Genomic DNA, 23,055 nt, shown 5'->3' with positions numbered 1-23,055 from the left:
CGGGTTAACTTTCGGTTAATCGGGCTGGGCCAGAGTTAGCGCTTCATCGCATTGCCAAGGCTTCGACATGCGCGTTTTTCTGTTTGCCCTGATGTTCCTGCTAAGCGGCCTGAGCCAGGCCAACCCCTTTGCCCAGAGCGATTTCCTGCCAGTCAACAAGGCCTTCGTATTCAGCAGCGAACGCCTGGAGTCGGGGCAGATGCGCCTGCACTGGCAAATCACCGATGGCTACTACCTGTACCAGAAACGCCTGAAATTCGACGGCCTGGCGCCGGAGCAGCAGCCCCAGCTGCCCGCCGCCCTGCCCCACAGCGATGAATATTTTGGTGAAACCCAGGTATACCGTGGCGAACTGGAACTGATCCTGCCCGCCAGTGCCAACGGTGAGCTGCGCATGGGCTGGCAGGGCTGCGCCGATGCCGGGCTGTGCTACCCGCCACAAACCAGCCTGGTCAGCCTGGGCGGCGCAACTGTCACCCCACAGGCCAGCGATCAGGCCCTGGCCGGTGGCCTGCAGCAGTCCAGCCTGGCCTGGAACCTGCTGGCCTTTCTCGGCCTGGGCCTGCTGCTGGCCTTCACCCCGTGCTCCTTGCCGATGCTGCCGATTCTCGCCGGGCTGGTACTGGGCAGCGGTGCCAGTGCCCGCCGTGGCTGGTTGCTGGCCAGTGTCTATGTGCTGAGCATGGCCCTGGTATATGCCGCCCTGGGCGTGGTCGCCGCACTGCTGGGCGCCAGCTTCCAGGCCTGGTTGCAGCAACCCTGGCTGCTGGGCACCCTGGCCGGGCTGTTCGTGCTGCTGGCCCTGCCGATGTTCGGTGCTTTCGAGCTGCAGCTACCGGTGTGGATTCGTGACCGCCTGGAGCGTGCAGGGCACGGCACCCGTGGCGGCAACCTGTATGGCGCCGCCTTGCTCGGAGCTTTGTCGGGCCTGTTGATGGGCCCGTGCATGACCGCACCGCTGGCCGGCGCCCTGCTGTACATCGCCCAGAGCGGCAACGCCGTGCACGGCGGCCTGGTGCTGTTCACCCTGGGCGTGGGCATGGGCCTGCCGCTGCTGTTGCTGGTCACCCTCGGCAACCGCTACCTGCCCCGCCCGGGCGCCTGGATGAACCGGGTCAAGGGCCTTTTCGGCTTTGTCTTCCTGGCCATGGCCCTGTATACCTTGCGCGCGGTACTGGAAGCGTCGCTATGGCTGGGCCTTGCCGGGGCCTGGCTGATCGCCCTGGCCTGGGCCGCCTGGCCGGCCATGCAGGCACTGCGCCCGCTGCGCGCGCTGTCGCTGCTGCTGGGTTTCTGGGGCAGCCTGTTGATCGTCGGCGCTGCCGCCGGTGGCAATGACCCCTGGCAACCGCTGCAACCGTTCACCGCCAGCACCGCCCCGACAGCCCCTGGCGCTCACCGTGATGCCTTCACCACCGTCAGCCAGCCGGCCGAACTGCAGCGCGAGCTGGAGGCGGCCAAGGCCCAGGGCCAGTGGGTGATGCTCGACTACTATGCTGACTGGTGCGTGTCGTGCAAGGTCATGGAAAAACAGGTATTCGCCCGCGCCGATGTGCTGGCGGCGCTGAACGGCGTACGCTTGCTGCGCCTGGATGTAACTGCCGATGCAGCGTCCAGCCGCGAGTTGCTGCAGCGCTATCAGGTCCCCGGCCCTCCCAGCCTGATCTGGATCGGCCCAGAGGGCAGCGAACGCCGGGCCCGACGCATCACCGGTGAAATCGATGCGGCGAACTTCCTCCAACACTGGGTCACTACCCGGAGCCAAGGCTGATGCTGACAGTTTCTCTCGGGCCGCTGACCATGGCCCTGAACCACCTGCTGCTGATCTGCGCCCTGGCCCTGGCCAGCCTGGTTGGCTGGCGCGTCGCCAAGCGTGGCGGCGACAACCCGGAGTCGGTACTGTTCGGCCTGTTCCTGCTGGGTCTGCTCAGCGCCCGCCTGGGCTTCGTCATCAGCTACTGGTCGATGTACCGCGACGACCTGCTGCAGATCATCGACCTGCGTGACGGCGGTTTCCTGCTCTGGCCAGCGCTTGTTGCCGTGGCCCTCGGTGCCCTGTGGCAGGGTTACCGCCGCCCCGCCCTGCGTCGGCCGCTGGGTTGGGGCCTGCTCAGTGGTGGTCTGTTCTGGTTGCTCGGCAGCCTGGCCAGCCATCTTTATGATCAAGGCACGCAACTGCCCGAGATGAGCCTGCGCAAGGCCAATGGCCAAGCCGTTGAGCTTGCCGAATACCGCGGCAAGCCACTGGTGATCAACCTCTGGGCCACCTGGTGCCCGCCGTGCCGGCGCGAGATGCCGGTGTTGCAACAGGCCCAGGGCGACTACCCGGACATCACCTTCCTGTTCGTCAACCAGGGCGAAGCGCCGCAAACCGTGGTCACCTTCCTTGCCACCACCGGCCTGAACCTCTCCCACGTGCTATTCGACAGCGGCGGCCAACTGGCGCAGAAGGTCGGCTCCATGGCCCTGCCCACCACCCTGTTCTACAACGCCGAGGGCCGCCTGGTCGGCAGCCACCTCGGCGAGCTGTCGCGGGCCAGCCTCAGCCATGCCCTGCAATCCTTCGAGCGCGCGCCCGCGCCTGCCGCCCCATCCCCCACAAGGAACGTCGCATGCGATCTCTGCTGAAACTGCCCCTCACACTGGCCCTGGGCTTGATGACCAGCCAGCTGGTGCTGGCTGAAGACTTGCCCAAAGCCATCCAGCAACTGGAGGCCAAAGGCGCGAAAATCAAAGGCAGCTTCAACGCTCCCGATGGCCTGCGCGGCTATGCTGCCGAGTACCAGAACCGCGGCCTGGCGCTGTACCTGACTGCCGATGGCAAACACGTGCTGGTGGGCAGCCTGTTCGATGAGCAGGGCAAGGACCTGAGCCAGGCGCCGCTGGAAAAACTGGTGTATGCACCGATGGCCAAGGAAGTCTGGGCGAAGATGGAGAACACCGCCTGGATCGCCGACGGCAAGGCCGACGCGCCGCGTATCGTCTACTTGTTCAGCGACCCCAACTGCCCATATTGCAATATGTTCTGGCAACAGGCGCGGCCCTGGGTCGAGTCGGGCAAGGTGCAATTGCGGCATATCATGGTCGGCATCATTCGCGAGGACAGCCCGGGTAAATCAGCCACCTTGCTGGCCAGCAAGGACCCGGCCAAGGCCCTCGCGCAACATGAGAAGGCCGGCAAGGCCAGCACCCTCAAGGCCCTGGACAAGATTCCCGAAGCCGTACAGAGCAAGCTCGACGCCAACCTGGCGGTGATGGAAGAACTCGGCCTGTCAGCGACGCCGGCAATTTTCTACCTGGACGACCAGCAACAGCTGCAAACCCAGCAGGGCGCACCGCGACCGGAGCTGCTTGGCAAGATTCTCGGCAAGCGGTGAGCGACCGGCTGATGTAACAACAGGGCGGTCACGGCGTCTGCAGGATACCTGCCTCATCCAACCACAGGACCTTGCCATGACCCGCCCTGCCTGCCTCGACCGTTTCACCCGCTCCTCCCTGGATATCCAGATGCTGCGCTGGAGCCTGATCCTGATCTTCTTCGGTTTTGGCTATGCCAAGTGGTTCGACTACGAAGCCCAGGCGTTGATCCCGCTGATCGATAACAGCCCGCTGTTGTCCTGGCTGCACCTGGCCTTTGGCATCCAAGGTGCCAGCTATGCGCTGGGGGTAGCGGAATGGGCGATTGGCGCGGCGTTGCTGGCCGGTATCTGGCAACCGCGGGTGGCAGTGATCGGGGCGCTCGGTTCGGTGGTCACCTACCTGACAACCCTGACCCTGATCCTTACCACTCCTGGCGGCTGGGAGAACAGCGCCGGCGGGTTCCCGGCCATGGGTGGAGCGACGTCCTTCCTGATCAAGGACGCCGTGCTGCTGGCGGCTTCGGTCGCCTTGCTCAAGCACGACCTGCTGCGCAGCAGCCCTGCCCCGGCCTGAAGCCCTACAGTGCTTCCAGCTCGGCCATCAGGTCACTGAGACGGTCGACCTTGTCGTCGCTCAGCTCACTGGCCTTCAGGCCTTCGACGTAGGTCGCCAGTTCCTCGACGGTGCTGCACTCGAACATCGCCCGCAGCGGCACGTTCAGTTGCAGCACCTTCTGCACCCGTGAGGCGATCTGGGTAGCCAGCAGCGAATGCCCGCCCAACTCGAAGAAGTTGTCGCGCACCCCGACCCGTTCAGCCTTGAGTACTTCGGCCCAGATGCTGGCCAGAGTCGTTTCCAGCTCGCTGCGCGGCGCCAGGTAGGCCTGGCTGTGCTGGGCGCCGATGTCGATGGCCGGCAAGGCCTTGCGGTCGAGCTTGCCGTTGGCATTGAGCGGCAGTTGCTGGAGCCAGCCCCAGTGCAGAGGCACCATATACTCCGGCAACTCGGCACGCAGGTGCTGCTTGACCTGCTCCAGCAACACGCTGGTATCGGCACCCGCAGTGCTGGCCACCAGATAGCCGACCAGATGCTTGCCATTGACCCCATCCTGCACGCCCACCGCCGCATCGCGAATATCGCTTTGCTCATGCAGGCGCGCTTCGATCTCGCCCAGCTCGATGCGGTAGCCGCGGATCTTCACCTGATGGTCGATACGCCCGACGTACTCGAGCACACCGTCGGTACGTCGACGCGCCAGGTCGCCAGTGCGATACAAACGTTCGCCAGGCGCACCGAACGGATGCGGGATAAAGGCTTGCGCAGTACGCACCGGGTCACCGACATAGCCACGGCCGACGCCGGTACCGGCAACGCACAGCTCACCTACGGCCCCCAGCGGCACCAGTTGCTGATCGTCGCCAAGCAGGTACAGGCGGTTGTTGTCGGTCGGCGTGCCGATCGGCAGGTAGCTGCCCCGGGTCGAGGCGGCATCGACGCGGAAGAACGCCACGTCATCCGAGCATTCGGCCGGGCCATAGGCATTGACCAGACCAATGTGCGGATAACGCTGCAGCCATTGCGAGGCCAGCTCCGGCGGCATCGCCTCACCGGTCGGCAGCATCCAGCGCAGGCCATCGAGCTGTTGATGCTCGTTGACGAGCATGCCCTGGATCAACGAAGGCACGCTCTCCAGCACGGTGATGCCGGTAGCCTGCACGTGCTCCAGCAGGCCTTGCGGGTCGTGGGCGATGGCGTTCGGCACGATGGCCACCTGAGCACCGAACAGCGGTGCGGCGAGGAACTGCCAGACCGAGATATCGAAGCTCTGCGAGGCGGTCTGGGCAATCACGTCCTGCTCGTCCAATTGTAGGTAGGGCACCTTGCTCAACTGGTTGTTGAGCATGCCGCGCTGCTCGACCATCACCCCTTTGGGCAGCCCGGTGGAGCCTGAGGTGTAGATCACGTAGGCGAGGTTGTCCGGCGCACTATAGATGCCCGGGTTGCCGTCCGGCCCGACTGCCGCCTGGATCTGCTCCCAGACCAGCAGTTTCGGGCGCCCGGCACAGCTCAGCTCGTCGAGCAAGGCACGCCCCTGTTCGGCACAGGCTGCACTGCACACCAGCACCGGCGTGCGGCTCAGTTCGACGATACGTTGCAGGCGCGTAACCGGCAGGCCCGGGTCAAGCGGCAGGTAACCAGCCCCCGCCTTGAAGCAGCCGACGATCATGCCCAGCAACGGCAAGTCGCGTTCGGCCAGCAATGCCACCGGCTGATCGATCGCCACCCCGGCGGCGATCAGCGCATGGCCCAGGCGGTTGGCCTGGCGGTTGAGCTCGGCATAGCTCAGCGTTTGCTCCAGGCACCGCGCAACCACCCGCTGCGGGTGCGCGGCAACCCGTGCTTCGAACAGTTCGGCGTAACTTTGCTCAAGACTGTAGGCCTGCTCGCTGCGGTTGCAGTCGTCGAGCAAAAAGTGCCGCTCGGTTTCACCGAGCAACGGCAGCTCGCTGACATCCCCCTGGAAGCCCTCGGCCAGCGCCAGCAACAAACGCTTGAACTCGGCCAGCAAGCGCTCGACCGTGGCGGTATCGAAGTAACGCTGGTCGAAGGACAGGTGCAGCCCCAGGTCATCGCCCGGATAGCAGACGGCGGTCAACGGGAAGTTGGTATGGGTGCGCCCGGAATCGGAGCTGGCGTTCAGGCTCTGTGCACGGTCCAGCACGGCAACTTCCACCGGCGCGTTCTCGAACACGAACAGACTGTCGAACAGCGGCTGGCCCTTGGGCAGCTCGCTGCACTCCTGGATGCTCACCAGCGGCAGGTATTCGTACTCGCGCAGCTCCATGTTGCGCTCGAGCAGGCCCTGCAGCCACTGGCGCACGCTGCAGCGCTCGCCCGCTGTGGGCAGTTTCACCCGCAGGGCAATACTGTTGATGAACAGCCCGACGGTGCGCTGCATCTGCGGCATGCTCACCGGGCGACCGGCCACCGTAACGCCGAAGACCACGTCGCGCTCGCCGCTGTAGCGGCTCAGCACTAGGGCCCAGGCGGCTTGCGCAAAGGTATTGATGGTCAACTGATGGGCCTGGGCCAGCTCACGCAGGCGGGCGCCATCGGCGGCATCGAGGCGGGTGTAGCAATCGCCGACCAGCATCCCGGCATTCTCTACCGCGTGGTCACGCAACAATGGCCGGTCGCTGGGCACTGCGGTACTGCGCTCAAAGCCTTCGAGGTTAGTGCGCCACCACTGGCGCGCCTCGTCCAGGTCCTGATGCTGCAGCCAGCTGATGTAGTCGCGGTAGCGCGGCGGCACCGGCAACTGCGCCTGACGGCCCTCGCCCATGGCCAGGTAGATCTCGAAGAAGTCATTCATCAGCAGCGAACGGCACCAGGCATCGATAAGGATGTGGTGGTTGCTCATCATGAACCAGTAGCGGTCCTCGCCCACCCGCACCAGGCGCAGGTGGAACGGCGCCTGCCGGAGCAAGTCGAAACCGGCTTCGCGCTCTTGCTTGTGCAGCGCTTGCAGGCGCGCTTCCTGTTCAGTGTCAGGGATGGCTGACCAGTCCTGATAGTCGACCGGCGTCGCGCCCGGTTTGTGAATGATCTGCAGCATGGCCTCGCCGGCGTTCCAGCAGAACGAGGCGCGCAAGGCTTCATGACGGCCGACCACCGCTTGCCAAGCCTCAGCGAAACGCTGCGGGTCGAGGGCACTGTTGATCCGGTAGCGGTCCTGCATGTAGTAGATGCCGGTGCCCGGCTCCAGCAGGGTATGCAGCAGCAGTCCCTCCTGCATCGGCGTCAGCGGGTAGACGTCCTCGATCTGTGCAGCGGCGACCGGCAAGGCATCGACCTGCTCCTGGTTCAGCTGCGCCAGGGGGAAGTCCGAGGGCGTGAAGCTGCCGATGCCCGGGGTCAGGCAATGCTCGATCAGGGTGATCAGCTCGAGCCGGTAGGCTTCGATCAGTGTTTCGATGGTCTGCGGGTCATAGCGCTCACGGCTGAAGGTCCAGCGCAGTTGCAGTTCACCGCCATACACCTGGCCATCGACGCTCAGCCAGTTGGGCAGCGGCGCCGCCAGGTCGTGGGCGAGCCCGGCGCTTTCATCCACTGGCTGGTACAGCGCATCGGCCTGGAACTGCTGGTCGAACTGGCCCAGGTAGTTGAAGGTAATACGCGCCTGGGGCAGCGCCGCCATGGCTTCGCGCACCGGCGCATCGGCCAGGTAGCGCAGCACGCCATAGCCCAGACCCTTGTGCGGCACATTACGCAGTTGTTCCTTGATGGCCTTGATCGAAGCGCCCTGCCCCGCGGCTTCTTCGACGTTCAGTGGGCTCAGGCTCAACGGGTAGGCGCTGGTGAACCAGCCGACGCTACGGGTCAGGTCCATGTCCTCGAACAGGCTCTCGCGGCCGTGGCCTTCCAGTTGCACCAGCACCGTGCTGTCACCGCTCCAGCGGCACAGTACGCGGGCCAGGGCGGTCAGCAGCAGGTCGTTGACCTGGGTGTGATAGGCAGCGGGCGCCTCCTGCAGCAGTTGCCGGGTGCGGGTCGCATCCAGGCGCACGCTGAGGGTTTGCGCCTGCTGGTGCAGGTTGGCCCCTTGCGGATGATCGCAGGGCAGTTCGCGGCTGGCGGTGCCCAACTGTGCCTGCCACCAGGTTTGCTCGTCACGCAACGAGTCACTGCCGGCATAAGCCACCAGGCGTGCCGCCCAATCGCTCATGGCGCGGGTCTTGGCCGCCAGCGGCTGGCCGCGGTACAGCGCTTGCAGATCTTCCAGCAACACGCGCCAGGACACGCCATCGACCACCAGGTGGTGGATGGCCAGCAACAGGCGTTGACGACCCTCGCCGTCTTCGACCAGCAAGGCGCGCAGCAGCGGCCCCTGTGCCAGGTCGAGGCTGCGCTGCACATCGCTATACAGCGCCTGGCAGGCGCCCAGATCGGCTACCGAAGCCTGCCAGAGCAACTCGCGATGGTCGGCCTGGACGTATTCGCCCTGCCATTGAGCGCTTGCCTGGGTGAAGCGCAAGCGCAAGGCATCATGGTGCTGCAGCAACTGCTGCAACGCCTGCTCCAGGGTCTTGCCATTCAAGCGTTCGACCGGCATCAGCAATACCGCCTGGTTCCAGTGCTGGGGTTGCGGCACGTCGCTGTCGAAGAACCAGTGCTGGATCGGCGTCAACGCTGCGCGTCCGCTCAGCGGGCCCTGATCGACCTGAGTGGTTTCACTGCGGCTGACCACCGTGGCCAGGGTCTGGATGGTCTGATGCTGGAACAGGTCGCGCGGGGTGAAATGCAGCCCGGCCTGACGCCCACGGCTGACCACCTGGATCGACAGGATCGAGTCGCCGCCCAGTTCGAAGAAGTTGTCCTGCAAACCGACCTGTTGCACGTTCAGTACCTCGCGCCAGATCGTCGCCAACTGCTGCTCCAGCTCGCTGCGCGGCGCTTCATAGTGCTGGCGGCCCTGCTCCAGGTCCGGCGCCGGCAAGGCGCGGCGGTCGAGCTTGCCATTGCCGGTGAGCGGCATTTGCTCAAGCAGCACCAGATGGGGCGGCACCATATAGTCCGGCAGGTGCAGGCGCAGTTGCGCCTTCAGCGCTTCACGCAGGGCAACCTGCCCGGCGGCGTCCGCCCGCGCCTGATCGCAGACCAGATAACCGGCCAGCTGCTTGCCACCGGGCATGTCCAGGGCCAGGACCACGGCCTCGCGCACCGCGGGGTGTTCGAGCAGACGGGTTTCGATTTCGCCCAGCTCGATACGGAAGCCGCGAATCTTCACCTGATGGTCGATTCGACCGACATACTCCACCAGACCGTCAGCGCGCTGGCGCACCAGGTCGCCGGTACGGTACAGGCGCCCGCCGTTGTCGCTGAACGGGTCGGCGACAAAGCGCTCGGCGCTCAAACCGGGGCGCTCGTGGTAACCCTGGGCCAGGCCCGCGCCACCGACGTACAGCTCGCCAATGCCGCCTTGCGGCACCAGGGCCAGGTCGGCATCGAGGATGTACGCCGTGCGGGCACCGACCACGCGGCCGATCGGCACGCTGCCGGCGCCGGCTTCAAGTTGCTCGGGAGCCAGGCACGCCAGGGGCATGACCACGGTTTCGGTCGGGCCATAGGCGTTGAAGAACTGCTGCGGCGTGAACGCCTGGCGAATGCGCTGCAGGTGCTCGCCGGTCAGTGCCTCACCGCCAGTGATGACCAGGCGCACCGGCAGGCTTGCGTTGTGGCTGGCCAACCACTGGGCGAGCTGGCTGCCGTAGCTTGGGGTAAAGCCGAGTATCGATACCTGCTGTTCGCGGATCAGCGTGCAGATTTCTTCCGCGCCCCACTGCCCTTGCCCACGCAGGACCACCCGCGCACCGCAAAGCAACGGCACCAGCAGGCGCTCGGTGGCCGCGTCGAAGTTGATTGAATAGAAGTGCAGCTCGCAGTCATCGCTGCGCATGCCGAAGCGCTCGATCACCGCCTGGCAGTGCATGGCGATTTCGCCATGGCTGACCACCACCCCCTTGGGCTTGCCGGTGGAACCGGAGGTGTAGATCAGGTAGGCCTGATGGCCCGGCAAGGTCAGCGACGGCAAGGCTTCGCGGCTGTAAGCCGCGAGGCCGTCACGGTCCTCTTCCAGGCACCAGCGACCGACCTTGGCGGGCAACTCGCCGAGGGCCTCAAACAGCGCACGCTGGCCCAGCAGCAGTTCGATGCCGCTGTCTTCAATCATGTAGTGCAGGCGTTCCAGCGGGTATTCCGGATCCAGTGGCACATAGGCGCCACCGGCCTTGAGGATCGCCAGCAGGCCGACTACCAGCTCCAGCGAGCGCTCCAGGGCCAGGCCGACGCGCACCTGCGGGCCGACGCCATGCTCACGCAGCACACGGGCCAACTGGTTGGCGCGGGCGTCAAGCTCGGCGTAGCTCAGGTGCTGCCCGGCGAACGTCAGGGCCGGGGCATCAGGCTGATGCGCGGCTTGCTCGCTGAACAGCTGATGAATGTTGTGATCCAGCGCCAGGGTGTTGTCTCCCTTGAGCGAATCGCACAAAGCCTTTTGCTCGACCGCCGCCAGCAACGGCAATTCGCCCAGGCGTTGCTCGGGATCACCCAGCACTGCCACCAACAGGTTCTGCCAGTGGGCAGCCATTTGCGCGATACGCGGCGCGTCGAACAGGTCGCGGCTGTAGGTCAGGCAGCAACCCAGGCGGCGGTCGAGGTCGGTGACTTCCAGGTTAAGGTCGAACTTGGTAGCGCGGGCATCGTTTACCAGGTACTCGACCTGCATGCCGGCCAGCTCACGGCTTTGCTGGAACTCCCAGCGCTGGACGTTGCACATCACCTGGAACAGCGGGTTGTAGGCGCTGCTGCGTGGTGGCTGCAAGGCCTCGACCAGCTGATCGAAGGGCAGGTCCTGATGGGACTGGCCGTCGATCACGGTCTGGCGCACCTGCTCGATCAACTCGCCGATACGCATCTGCCCATCAAGCTGGCAACGCAGCACCTGGGTGTTGAGGAAGGCACCGATCAGGCCTTCGCTTTCCGGACGGATGCGGTTGGCCACCGGCGCGCCGATGCGCAAGTCAGTCTGGCCGCTGTAGCGGTAGAGCAGCACGGCCAGGGTTGCGGTCATGGTCATGAACAGGGTCAGGCCGCGCTCGGCATTAAAAGCACGTACTCGCGCTGCCAGCTCCGGGCTCAGGTCGAAGCGATAGAGCTCGCCACGGTGACTCTGCACCGCCGGACGCGGACGGTCGGCCGGCAGTTCGAGTACCGGATGCTCATCGCCCAGTTTGGCTTGCCAGTAGTCCAGCTGGCGCTGGCGCTCGCCGCTTTCCAGCCACTGGCGCTGCCACACGCTGTAGTCCAGGTACTGCACCGGCAAGGGTTGCAGCGGCGATTCGCGCTCGTCGACAAAAGCCTCGTAGAGCTCGCCCAGCTCGCGGGCGAAGATGTCCATGGCCCAGCCTTCGGTCACGATGTGGTGCAGGGTCAGGACGAAGTAATGCTCACGCTCGCCGGTCTTGACCAGACAGGCGCGCAGCAGCGGCCCGCGCTCCAGGTCAAACGGCTGGTGCGCCTGCTCGTCGGCGAAGGCCTGCAGGCGTTGCTCGCGTACCTGCGCTGCGGCACTGGAGAAATCCAGCCAGCTCATCTGCAGGTTGCTGTCTTCGGCCACGCACTGATAGGGCACGCCGTCGATGCTCGGGAAGGTAGTGCGCAGCGTCTCGTGCCGCACGATCAGCGCCTGCAGCGCTTGTTCGAAGCGGCTGACATCCAGCACCCCGCTCAGGCGGGCCATGCCGCCGACGTTATAGGCCGGGCTGTCCGGTTCCATCTGCCAGAGGAACCACATGCGTTGCTGGGAGTAGGACAGCGGCACGGCCTGACGACGGTCGATGCGCTGGATCTCGCCCTGCAGGTTGTGCGCGCCACTGTGCTGGATCGCCTCGACCGCAGAGGCAAAGGCGCCCAGTTCGCTGGCTTCGAACAGGGTGCGCAGCGGCAACTCGACGTTGCAAGCCTGGCGGGTGCGGGAAATGATCTGGGTGGCCAGCAACGAGTGGCCGCCAAGGGCGAAGAAGTCATCTTGCAAGCCGACCCGCTGGATACCCAGCACCTCGCGCCAGATCGCGGCGATCTGCTGTTGCAGGGTGGTGCCCGGCTCGATGTGTTCACGCGATTGCCATTGCGGCTCGGGCAAGGCCTTGCGCTCGATCTTGCCGCTCGGGCCCAGCGGCATTTGCGCCAGGTGAACCAACTGCGCCGGCACCATGTAGGCGGGCAGTTGCTCTGCCAGTGCCGCCAGCCACTGCGCGCTCGCGTCGATACCACTGTAGTAACCGACCAGTTGCGGGCCGGCGGCGGTGTCGCGAATCATCACCAGCGCCTGCTCGACACCCGCCTGCGCCAGCAGGCAGGCCTCGACCTCTTCCGGCTCGACCCGAAACCCCCGCAGCTTGACCTGCTGATCGAGCCGCCCGAGGTACTCCAGCGCACCCAGATCAGCCAGCCAGCGCGCCCGGTCGCCACTGCGGTACAGACGCTGGCCGTCGCCATCGGGCTGCGGCACGAAACGTTCGGCGGTGAGCCCCGCACGCCCCAGGTACCCCCGAGCCAGGCCGGCACCGCCCAGATACAGCTCACCCGCTACGCCGGGCGACGTCAGTTCGAGCTCATCATCCAGCACCCGGCACAACACGTTGGCCAGCGGCCGGCCGATCGGCGAGCGCGCACCGTCGGCATCGCTGCACTGCCAGTGGGTGACGTTGATGGCGGTTTCGGTCGGGCCGTAGCGGTTATGCAAGGCCACCTGCGGCAATACCTGCAGCACCCGCTCGCGCAGGTTCGCCGACAAGGCTTCGCCACCGGAGAACAACCGGCGCAGGCTGCTGCACTGCGCGGCCAGCGGTTCCTGGACAAACACCTGAAGCAAGGCCGGGACGAAATGCAGGGTGGTTACGCGATGTTCGCGGACCAGTTCGGCGATGCGTTGCGGGTCGCGGTGCTCGCCGGGGCCGGCCAGCACTAGTTGGCAGCCGTTGACCAGCGGCCAGAAGCATTCCCACACCGACACGTCGAAGCTGATCGGCGCCTTTTGCATCAGCACGTCGCTGTCATTGAGCTCATAGCGGTCCTGCATCCATTGCAGACGCTCGGCCAGTGCCGCATGCGTGTTGCCAACGCCCTTGGGCTGCCCGGTGGAGCCGGAGGTGTAGATCACATAGGCGAGGTTGTCGCCGTGCAGGTGCAGGCCCGGCGGCTGGCTTGGCCAGCTGTCGAGCTTGAGGCGGTCCATCGCGATGGCGCTGACATCCGTCGGCAGGCTCAGGCGTTCGAGCACATCGCTGTGGCTGAGCAGCAGGCTGGCACCGCTGTCGGCGAGCATGTAGGCCAGGCGCTCGGCCGGGTAATCGACGTCCAGCGGCACATAGGCACCACCGGCCTTGAGAATGGCCAGCAGGCCGACCAGCAGTTGCGGCGAACGTTCGGCGGCGATGGCCACGCAAACATCCGGACCGACGCCCTTGTCGCGCAGGTAATGGGCCAGGCGGTTGGCCTGTTGATGCAAGCTGGCGTAATCGAGGCTGCCACCCTGCCATACCAGGGCAGTGCGCTCTGGAGCCAGACGTGCTTGCTCGTTGAGCTGGTCGACCACCCACTGTTGCGCCGGTACCGTCGGCGCCTGCCCCCATGCGAGCAATTGCCCGCGGCCATCGGCGTCAAGCAGTTGCACAGCGCCGATGGCGACCTGCGGTTGAGCGCAGACTTGTTCCAGCAAACCGACCAGCTGTGCGCTGATTCGTGCGACGGTCGCCGCATCGAACAGCTCCACGGCGTAGTCGAACGACAGGATCAGGCGGCCCTGATGGTCTTCTTCACTGTGCAACTGCAGATCGAACTTGGCTTCGCGGCTGTGCCACGGCAGTTCTTCGGCAAGCAGCCCCGGGAGGCGACGCAGGGCGCTGAGGTCGCGTTGCTGGTGGTTGAACATGACCTGGAACAGGCCCTGCTCGCGAGCTTCGGGGAAGGCTTCGAGCAGTTGTTCGAACGGCAGGTCCTGGTGGGCTTGGGCCTCCAGCGTGGCTTGGCGCACCTGGGCCAGCAACTGGTTGAACGGCAAGCGCCCATCGAGCTGCGCACGCAGTACCTGGGTGTTGATGAAAAAGCCCACCAGGCCCTGGGTTTCCAGGCGCGGACGGTTGGCGTTGGGCACGCCGACGCGGATGTCGGTCTGCCCGCTGTAGCGATGCAACAGGCTCTGGAAACCGGCCAGCAAGACCATGAACAGCGTGGCGTCATGGGCGCGGGCGATACTGCGCAAAGCTTCCGCCAGGGTGGGCTGCAGGCGCACGCTCAAGCGGGCGGCGGCGTTGCTGTGGCGGTTTGAACGCGGGTAATCGGTGGCAAGATCGAGCACCGCCTGCTGCTCACCCAGCCGATCCTTCCAGTACGCCAGTTGCCGGGCGCTTTCGCCCTGGGCCAGCCACTGGCGCTGCCAACTGCCGTAGTCGGCGTAGTCCAGCCCCAAGGCCGGCAGCTTGGCGTCCTGGCCTTGGCAGCGGGCCGCATACAGGCGCGAAAACTCGTCGATGAGAATGTTCATCGACCAGCCGTCGGCGATGATGTGGTGCAACGTCACCCACAGCTGATGCTCTTCGCTGTCCAGGCGCACCAGGGTCACGCGCAGCAGCGGGCCCTGCTGCAGGTCGAAAGGCTGCACCGCTTCGGCTTCGCGCTGCGCCAGTACTTCTTGCGCACGGGCAGCAGACAGATCCAGGCGCTGCAAGGTCAACGCCAGGCTCGGCAGGACGCGTTGCAAGGCCTGGCCATCCTGCTCGGCAAACACCGTACGCAGGGATTGGTGACGCTCGACCAGGGCCTGGAAGCTGGCTTGCAATGCCGCTTCGTCCAGCTCGCCACGCAGGCGCAGGGCGCCGGGAATGTTGTACGCCGCACTGTGCGGCTCAAGCTGCCAGGTCAGCCACAGGCGATTCTGTGCCAGCGACTGCGGCAAGGCCTGCGCGCGGCCGAGGCGGCTGATGGCGCCACGGGCGACACCGCCATCGCTCTGCAACGCCGTCACCGCGGCACTGAAGTCGGCCAGGGTCGGTGCCTCGAACAGCACCCGTACGCCCACCTCAAGATCCAGCTCGTCACTCAAGCGCGCGCAGACCTGGGTGGCGGCAATCGAGTTGCCACCGAGCAGGAAGAAGTGATCGTCCGCGGCCACCTGCTCCACGCCCAACTGCTCACGCCACAGACGACCGATCCGGGCCTGCATGCCGGTCGCCGACGCGGTTTGATCGGCTACGGCCGCTGCTTGCTGATCAGGGTAGCGCGCGTAGCAATCGAGGCTGCCGTCGTCCATGCGCAACCGGCAGGCGGCGCGTTGCAGCTTGCCGCTGGAGGTCTTCGGCAACGCGCCGGGATTGAGCAGCAGCACCACCGCCGGCGCCTGCTGGCAGGCATCGGCGATCACCTGGCGCAGGGTCTTGATCAGGCTCGCAGGCGTGATGACTTTCTGCACGTTGCGGCTGATCTCGACGGCAACGCCGATGCCCTCCTCGCCCCGGTCATCGACCGCGAACACCGCCACCCGGCCTTTACGCAGAACGTCGACTTCACGCTCCAGGGTCTTTTCCAGATCCTGTGGGTAGAGGTTGTGCCCACGCACGATCAGCAAGTCCTTGAGGCGGCCGGTAACGAACAGCTCGCCGTCACGCAAAAAACCCAGGTCGCCGGTACGCAGCCAGGTGCGCCCGCCCTGCTCGACGAAGGTGCGGGCCGTGGCTTCGGGGTTGCGCCAGTAGCCTTTGGCGATGCTCGGGCCACTGGCCCAGATTTCGCCGACCCGGTTGTCGGCCAGCAGCGTCAGGTTGTGCGGCTCGACAATCTGCACGGCATGCCCGGGCTGGCTACGCCCGCAACTCATCTGCACCGTGCCCCTGCCCGTTTCTGCGTTGTTGCGCGCCAGCGCCAGGGCATCCAGCTCAAGCGCGCCAATCCCCTGGCCTCGGGTGCTGCCGCTGACGAACAACGTGGCCTCGGCCAGCCCGTAACTGGCAAAGAAGCTCTCAGGCACAAAGCCACAGGCAGCGAACTTGTCGGCGAAGGCCTGCAGGCTGTCCTGGCGGATCGGCTCGGAACCGGAATAGGCCACGCGCCATTTGCTCAGGTCAAGGCTGGCCATTGCCGCGGCGCTGACCCGCTCGCTGCACAGCCGATAAGCGAAGTCCGGCCCTCCGCTGATGGTGCCGCCGTGATCGCTGATCGCTTGCAGCCAGCGCTGCGGCCGGGCGAGGAAGTACGCCGGGGCCATCAACACACAGGGCACGCCACTGAAGATCGGTTGCAGCAAGCCGCCGATCAGGCCCATGTCGTGGTACAGCGGCAGCCAGCTGACGATCACGTCATCCGGGTTTACATCGATGCCGAAACCCTGGCGGATCAGCACTTCGTTGGCCACCAGGTTGCCATGGCTGACCTGCACGCCCTTGGGCAAGGCCGTGGAGCCGGAGGTGTACTGCAAAAATGCAATGTCGTCGGCCTGCAGGGTCGGCGCCTGCCAACTGCCGGCCTGCTCCTGAGCCAGGGTATCGACCGCCAGCAGCTGTGGCGCGCTTGGCTCTGCCAGCACCTCGAGGGCCTGCAGGTTGTCGTGCAAGGCACTGATGGTCAGTAGCAGGCGCGGTTCGGCATCGCCGATGATCGACAGCAAACGCTCCTGATGATGACGCCGCGATGATTCTGGCGGATAAGCCGGCACCGCGATGACGCCGGCGTAGAGGCAGCCGAAGAACGCCGCGACGTAATCCGGGCCACTGGGAAACAACAGGATCGCCCGATCCCCCACTTCGGTGCGCGCCTGCAAGGCGGCGGCGATGGTCCGCGCCCGCTGGTCGAGCTCGCGATAGGACAGCACGGCTTCATCGCACGGATCCTCGGCCAGAAAGCGCAAGGCAACGCGGTCGGGGGTAAGCGCCGCGCGTTGGGCCAATGCCTGGACCAGCGTAACCGGGAGTTCGAAGGCGTCCATCATGGGGGTTCCTGCCAGAGTCTGTACGTAAAATCAGGTCTCGGGTGGCGCGCAGGGCGGGCTTCCAGGCACCGAGGTGCGTCTTGCCAGAGCCGAGGATGTACAGAGAGGAACGGATGGGCCGGAGAAATAATTAAGGCCCGTGGCCAGCGCCAGGCAGGGAGAAAAAAGGTGGAATTTGAAGCCGGTCACAAAGCGCAAGCTTAGAACCAAAAAGCATAGAGACTTATTAACTTTCGCATTTGACAATAATTATCATTACGAATAGTTTGTCGCACGTCGTAGGAAGCCTCCGGATCTGGAGTGCTCCACTTCCCTCTTAGAGATAAGGTGATTTCCATGGCGGAACAACTATCCACAAGTAAGTGCGATTCACCGTTACTCCAGGCGTTTGTCGACAACCGTAGCATCCTCGTGAAGATTGCCGCACGCATCACCGGCTGCCACTCGCGGGCCGAAGATGTCGTTCAGGATGCTTTCTTCCGACTCAGCTCGGCGCCGCAGATCACTTCCTCGTTCAAGGCCCAGCTCAGCTACCTGTTCCAGATCGTGCGCAACCTGGCCATTGACCACTACCGCAAGCAGGCGATGGAGCTCAAGTATTCCGGCAGCGAAGAGGAGGGCCTGAATGTGGTCATCCAGGGCGCCTCGCCAGAAGCTACGCATACCAACTTCACCACCCTGGAACACATCGCCGAGGCCCTGAACGATCTGCCCCAACGCACCCGCTATGCCTTCGAGATGTACCGCCTGCATGGCGTACCGCAAAAGGACATCGCCAAGGAACTGGGCGTCTCGCCGACCCTGGTCAACTTCATGATTCGCGATGCCCTGGTGCATTGTCGCAAGGTCTCAAGCCAGAGGGCTTGAGAGCGGCAAGCTACAAGTTTCAAGCGGCAAGAGGGTGGTGATACCGCTTGCCGCTTGGGGTCAGAGCAACTTGCAACCTTCGAAAAACCGCTCCCTGCCCAGAATCATCAATGCCGCACGCTTGTGCGGAAAGTCGAACTCCTTCTCGCAATGAAAACACTGATCGTGCATGTAGCCGATCATCTTGCCGTTGTCCGCCCGCGGTTCAGCCACGACGCGCTGGGTGCGCGGGTCATCCAGGAACAGGTAATGCACCAGCGCTGACAACCAGCTGGCGACCTTGTGCGGCCCACGGTGCAGCTCTTCGCCCACCAGCATGTGAATGCCACGGTCGTAGTCATCCACCGCATAGAACGGCGCGATACGGTCTTCCTTGGCCCAGTAGGCTTCGAAGTAGGCGAAGGGCTGGTCATCGAAACAGCCGATCAGGGTCAGGCTGTGGGGATCGGCCTCAAGCTTGTTCAGGTACTCGCGGTGTTGCTCCAGGCTCCCGCCCTCCTGCCAGAAGTTCAGCACCCGCGGGTTGTTCTGCCAGCGATTGAAACGCTCCAGGTCCTGGTCGATTTCCAGGGTGCGCAGCGAGACCCAGGCACCCAAGCGCGCATCGAAGCGCCGATACACTTCGCCACGCGGCTTTGGCGCACGCCGAGGGTGTCGCTTGCCGTCGCTGATCTGCATCTGTTGCGGATAGACGCCCGCCAAGGGCTGGCCAAGCCAGGGCTGGGGCAGCTGCCAGAACAGGCTGCGCTCACACAAGTACTGGCCCTTCACCTGCGTGGCGATCAGCAAACCGCTGTTCAAGGCTTCCTGCGGCGGCTGATGCAGCTGCCAGGTCAGGCGCTGGCAGCCGGGATCACGGGCGAACAGCCAGTAGCAAACAGCCCACAGGGCCTGTTGCACACGGTCGCGGGCATGCTCTTCAAGCTGGACCTGCAAGGTTTCGCCGCGTTGCAGGCGCACACGCACCAACGGGCTGCCTTCGAGCACCAGGCTCAGGTGGCAATCACCTTCATCGGCGCTGAGGCTGCGCCAGCGAGGCAAGGACAAAGTCGGCGAAGCAGAATCGAATGGCATGATCTGGGCTCACAAGGGAATGATCGGCTCACCCTTGTGAACGTCGCCAGCCCAGGCAAATTTAGTCGGCCTTGGGGGTGCTGACGCTGATACGGTAAGGCTGGAATATTTTCAGCAACGCGCCCTTGTCACGCAGGGACTGCAACAGCCTGGCAAACTCCGCACCACTGATGGGCGCGTCGGGGCGCAACAGTGCGTAGTGATGGTAGACCTGATCGACGCGGTCGGACGCCAGCAACTGCTCGGCGCTTTGCGGGTTACGGACCAGAAAGTCACTGAAGTATGAACGGGTGACCAGGGCGATATCCGCGCGGCCGCGCTGGACCATCAGCAAATTGCTGTCATGGGAATAGGTCAGGGTCGCGTTGTAGGTATCGGCCAGGTACCTGGGGTCGGGATTGAAATCGGCAAAGGCGTAGTGGTAACCACTGTACAGCGCCAGGCGCTTGCCCTTGAGATCGGTGAAGTAGTTCTGGTCACGTCCAGGCTGGCGATGGGTGACGAAGACCTCGGCATCTTCCAGGCCCATGTCGACACTCACATGGGGGATCTGCTGCCAGCCCCATTCGGGATTCTCGAAGATCGCCATGTCGGTGCGGCCCTGCTGAAAGTCGCCGAAGCGCCGCGGGATGGACGTGGGTACCAGGATAAAGCGGTAACGCTGCTGGTTGTTGTTGAGCGCCTCGACCAGTTGCGGCAACAGGCCGGTATCGGCCCCCTGCTCCGGGCGCACGGTATAGGGAGGGAAATGCGCCGCCCCGACCTTGACCTCGATTTCTTCGGCCGCCCGGACCGACGGAAGCAGCCACATTGCGGCAAGCATTAACAGCAAGGACACCGTCTGTGGCATGGGCGTTGAACTCAAAGCAACACACTCTTTGCGGGTTTGAACCGGAATCTGTCTAAGCTAGGCGTTTTCAAGGCGTTGCACAACTGTCGGTTGTGCCAAGCACAGCAGGCAAAACGCCAGGGGATACCCGCCGCGCGCGAGTTTGGCTACGCTCTAACCAGTCTTGCATGGGAGCCTACTATGGGCCATTGGCTGGTGATCGACCTTGAAGCAACCACAGACGATGGCGGCTGGCCGGTCTCGGAGATGGAAATCATTGAAATCGGCGCGACCCTGGTCGACCGCCAGGGCAGGGAAGTTGGGCATTTCCAGCGTTTCGTGCGCCCGCGGCGGCGACCGCAACTGACCCCGTTCTGCCGCGAGCTGACCCACATCAGCCAGGCCAATGTCGACACGGCGGCAACCTTCGCCGAAGTCTGGGCGCAGTTCGAGCGCTGGCTCGGTCATCATGCCAAGCACCTGCAGGGCTGGGTCAGCTGGGGCGACTACGACCGTAAGCAACTGCTGCAGGAATGGCAGCAGTATCAGCTCGGCAGCCTGCTCGAGACCCTGCCGCACATCAACCTCAAGCAACGCTTCGCCAAAGCCCGCCAACTGCAGCGGCCGCTAGGCCTCAATGGCGCGCTGCAGCTGGCTGGCCTGCAGTTCAGTGGCCAGCAGCACCGGGCCCTGGAAGACGCACGCAACACCGCTCGCCTGCTGCCCCTGACCCTGCCGGCCAATGGCACCTGAAAGCGGATGACGGCGCTCCGGGCCTTGGGCATACTGGCCTGCCTTTTTAGCCCCTTTTTCAGGAGTCGCCCATGTTTAAAGTCAACGAGTACTTTGATGGCACGGTCAAGTCGATCGCTTTCGGCACCGCTGAAGGTCCGGCCACGGTTGGCGTGATGGCCCCGGGCGAATACGAGTTCGGCACTGCCCAGCGTGAAATCATGCATGTGGTGTCGGGTGCCCTGACCGTCAAACTGCCCGACAGCGACAACTGGGAAACCTTCAGCGCCGGCAGCCAGTTCAATGTGCCGGCCAACAGCAAGTTCCAGCTGAAGGTGGCGGTTGATACTGCTTACCTGTGCGAGTATCGCGGCTAAGCCTGAATCAGGCGCCGACCCCATCGCTGGCAAGCCAGCTTCCACAAGGATTGCGGTGAACAACTTGTGGGAGCTGGCTTGCCAGCGATGGGCTGCGCAGCAGCCCCCTCACTTCAGAAACGCGACAATCCTGTCCGCCGCCGTCGCCAGATGATCGGCATGGCTGAACCCCGAAGCCTTCAGCGGCTTCAGGTCATGATCCCCCGCCTGCAGCCAGCACAGTTCGATCGCTGACGACAGCTCGTACCCCTCCACCGTCTGCCGATTGCCCAGGGCATCGCGTTCACCCTGGATGATCAACGTCGGTGTCTTCAGTTCAGCCAGGTGCGCCACCCGCGGCTTTTCCGGTTTCCCCGCTGCATAAAACGGATAGCCCAGGCACACCAGCGCATCAGCCTCCAACTCGTCAGCCAGGATGCTGGCCATGCGTCCGCCCATGGACTTGCCGCCAATGGCCAATGGCCCAGTGACCAATGGTCGCACCTGCGCGTACACCTCACGCCAGCAGTCCAGCAACTTCGCCTGCGGATTTGGCGGCCTTTTGCCACCATCCATGCGCCGCTGGGCCATGTAGGGAAACTCGAAGCGCAGCACCCCCAGCCCTTGCTCCGCCAGCCTTTGCGCCATTTCCTGCATGAACCCGCTATCCATCGGCGCACCGGCGCCATGGGCCAGGATCAGGCACCCCGAATGCTGGCCATCCCCCTGATTTTGCGGGGCATTCCACAGCCAGCCGCGGCTTTCGACCAGCCGCGCCCATTGATCCCCGTCAATACCGGCCAGTTGCCCATTACTCATGCTTGCCTCGCTGTTTAGTCTGCCTATAACCGTGGATGGGAACCCATACATGAACACAACCAGCAGTACCGCCTACAACTACAAGGTGGTCCGCCAATTCGCCATTATGACGGTGGTGTGGGGAATCGTCGGGATGGGGCTCGGCGTTTTTCTCGCCGCGCAACTCGTCTGGCCTTCGCTCAACTTCGACCTCCCCTGGACCAGCTTCGGCCGCCTGCGACCGCTGCACACCAACGCGGTGATCTTCGCCTTCGGTGGTTGCGCACTGTTCGCCGCTTCCTATTATTCGGTCCAGCGCACCTGCCAGACCACCCTGTTCTCGCCACGCCTGGCAGCTTTCACTTTCTGGGCCTGGCAACTGGTGATCCTGCTGGCTGCCATCAGCCTGCCGCTGGGTTATACCAGCTCCAAGGAATACGCCGAACTGGAATGGCCGATCGACATCCTGATCACCATTGTCTGGGTGGCCTACGCCGTGGTGTTCTTCGGCACGCTGATGAAGCGCACCACCAAGCACATTTATGTCGGTAACTGGTTCTTCGGTGCGTTCATCATCACCGTGGCGATCCTGCACATCGTCAACAACCTGGAAATCCCGGTCAGCCTGACCAAGTCCTACTCGCTGTACGGTGGCGCCACCGACGCCATGGTCCAGTGGTGGTACGGCCACAACGCCGTAGGCTTCTTCCTGACCGCCGGCTTCCTCGGCATGATGTACTACTTCGTGCCGAAACAGGCCGAGCGTCCGGTGTATTCCTATCGCCTGTCGATCGTGCACTTCTGGGCGCTGATCACCCTGTACATCTGGGCAGGTCCCCACCACCTGCACTACACCGCCCTGCCCGACTGGGCGCAATCGCTGGGCATGATCATGTCGCTGATCCTCCTGGCGCCAAGCTGGGGCGGCATGATCAACGGCATGATGACCCTCTCGGGCGCCTGGCATAAGCTGCGCAGCGACCCGATCCTGCGCTTCCTGGTGGTATCGCTGGCGTTCTACGGCATGTCGACCTTCGAAGGGCCGATGATGGCGATCAAGACCGTCAACGCCCTGTCGCACTACACCGACTGGACCATCGGCCACGTCCACGCCGGCGCCCTCGGTTGGGTCGCGATGATCTCGATCGGCGCCCTGTATCACATGATCCCGAAAGTCTTCGGCCGCGAGCAGATGTACAGCCTCGGCCTGATCAACGCGCACTTCTGGCTGGCGACCATCGGCACCGTGCTCTACATCGCCTCGATGTGGGTCAACGGCATCGCCCAGGGCCTGATGTGGCGCGCAGTCAACGAAGACGGCACGCTGACCTACTCCTTCGTCGAAACCCTGGTGGCCAGCCACCCTGGCTTCATCGTGCGCTTCGTCGGCGGGGCGATCTTCCTCACCGGCATGCTGCTGATGGCGTACAACACCTGGCGCACCGTGCGTGCCCCGGTGGCCGCGACCGCCCCTGCCGCCGCGCAGCTGGCCTGAGGAG

At 64.4% G+C, this 23,055-nt stretch carries 12 protein-coding genes; 8 read left to right on the top strand and 4 right to left on the bottom strand.

Going from position 1 to position 23,055, the window contains the following annotated elements; genetic code table 11:
- Positions 1–67 precede the first annotated feature (67 nt).
- The 4 genes from dsbD (at position 68) to ABM562_RS24040 (ending at position 3,933) form a co-directional block, all read left to right on the top strand.
- Positions 68–1,771 carry a protein-disulfide reductase DsbD gene (gene dsbD / locus ABM562_RS24055; protein ID WP_115087963.1) on the top strand — a complete coding sequence of 568 codons (1,704 nt, stop codon included), beginning with the start codon at positions 68–70 and terminating at the stop codon, positions 1,769–1,771.
- The gene (locus ABM562_RS24050) at positions 1,771–2,628 is read left to right on the top strand and encodes a TlpA family protein disulfide reductase (protein WP_346616627.1); all 858 of its coding nucleotides are present in this window, start codon (positions 1,771–1,773) and stop codon (positions 2,626–2,628) included. The genes dsbD and ABM562_RS24050 overlap by 1 nt, the downstream gene beginning before the upstream one ends.
- On the top strand, positions 2,613–3,377 hold the full coding sequence (gene dsbG, locus ABM562_RS24045) for a thiol:disulfide interchange protein DsbG (RefSeq protein WP_115087965.1): 765 nt from the start codon (positions 2,613–2,615) through the stop codon (positions 3,375–3,377). Before ABM562_RS24050 ends, dsbG begins: the two co-directional genes overlap by 16 nt.
- A 76-nt stretch (positions 3,378–3,453) precedes the next feature.
- On the top strand, positions 3,454–3,933 hold the full coding sequence (locus ABM562_RS24040; protein WP_115087966.1) for a YkgB family protein: 480 nt from the start codon (positions 3,454–3,456) through the stop codon (positions 3,931–3,933).
- Positions 3,934–3,937: 4 nt separating this feature from the next.
- On the opposite strand, the gene ABM562_RS24035 is transcribed toward ABM562_RS24040, so the two are convergent.
- Complete coding sequence (locus ABM562_RS24035; protein ID WP_460423571.1) at positions 3,938–16,900, bottom strand: non-ribosomal peptide synthetase; 12,963 nt, start codon at positions 16,898–16,900, stop codon at positions 3,938–3,940.
- A 336-nt stretch (positions 16,901–17,236) separates the two neighbouring features.
- Here ABM562_RS24035 and ABM562_RS24030 point away from each other — a divergent pair, with 336 nt between their 5' ends.
- The gene (locus ABM562_RS24030) at positions 17,237–17,767 is read left to right on the top strand and encodes an RNA polymerase factor sigma-70 (RefSeq protein ID WP_115087968.1); all 531 of its coding nucleotides are present in this window, start codon (positions 17,237–17,239) and stop codon (positions 17,765–17,767) included.
- A 60-nt stretch (positions 17,768–17,827) separates the two neighbouring features.
- Here the strand turns inward: ABM562_RS24030 and ABM562_RS24025 are convergent, their stop codons facing one another.
- Positions 17,828–18,841: a GNAT family N-acetyltransferase gene (locus ABM562_RS24025; RefSeq protein ID WP_115087969.1), complete on the bottom strand. Its 1,014-nt coding sequence runs from the start codon at positions 18,839–18,841 to the stop codon at positions 17,828–17,830.
- A 61-nt stretch (positions 18,842–18,902) separates the two neighbouring features.
- Positions 18,903–19,664, bottom strand: coding sequence for a substrate-binding periplasmic protein (locus ABM562_RS24020; protein ID WP_134063505.1), 762 nt, complete (start codon positions 19,662–19,664; stop codon positions 18,903–18,905).
- 207 nt (positions 19,665–19,871) lie between these two features.
- On the opposite strand from ABM562_RS24020, the gene ABM562_RS24015 reads away from it, so the two are divergent.
- Together ABM562_RS24015 and ppnP are read left to right on the top strand one after the other, a co-directional pair.
- On the top strand, positions 19,872–20,423 hold the full coding sequence (locus ABM562_RS24015; protein ID WP_115087970.1) for a 3'-5' exonuclease: 552 nt from the start codon (positions 19,872–19,874) through the stop codon (positions 20,421–20,423).
- 71 nt (positions 20,424–20,494) lie between these two features.
- Complete coding sequence (gene ppnP, locus ABM562_RS24010; protein WP_010225980.1) at positions 20,495–20,779, top strand: pyrimidine/purine nucleoside phosphorylase; 285 nt, start codon at positions 20,495–20,497, stop codon at positions 20,777–20,779.
- 108 nt (positions 20,780–20,887) lie between these two features.
- Here the strand turns inward: ppnP and ABM562_RS24005 are convergent, their stop codons facing one another.
- Positions 20,888–21,577, bottom strand: coding sequence for an alpha/beta family hydrolase (locus ABM562_RS24005; RefSeq protein ID WP_115087971.1), 690 nt, complete (start codon positions 21,575–21,577; stop codon positions 20,888–20,890).
- Between the two features lie 49 nt (positions 21,578–21,626).
- Here ABM562_RS24005 and ccoN point away from each other — a divergent pair, with 49 nt between their 5' ends.
- A complete protein-coding gene (gene ccoN / locus ABM562_RS24000; RefSeq protein WP_038996264.1) occupies positions 21,627–23,051 on the top strand; it encodes a cytochrome-c oxidase, cbb3-type subunit I in 1,425 nt (474 codons plus the stop codon).
- Positions 23,052–23,055 lie beyond the last annotated feature (4 nt).

The sequence above is a fragment of the Pseudomonas sp. ZL2 genome, assembly GCF_054788455.1.
This window is presented reverse-complemented; position numbering and strand designations above follow the sequence as displayed.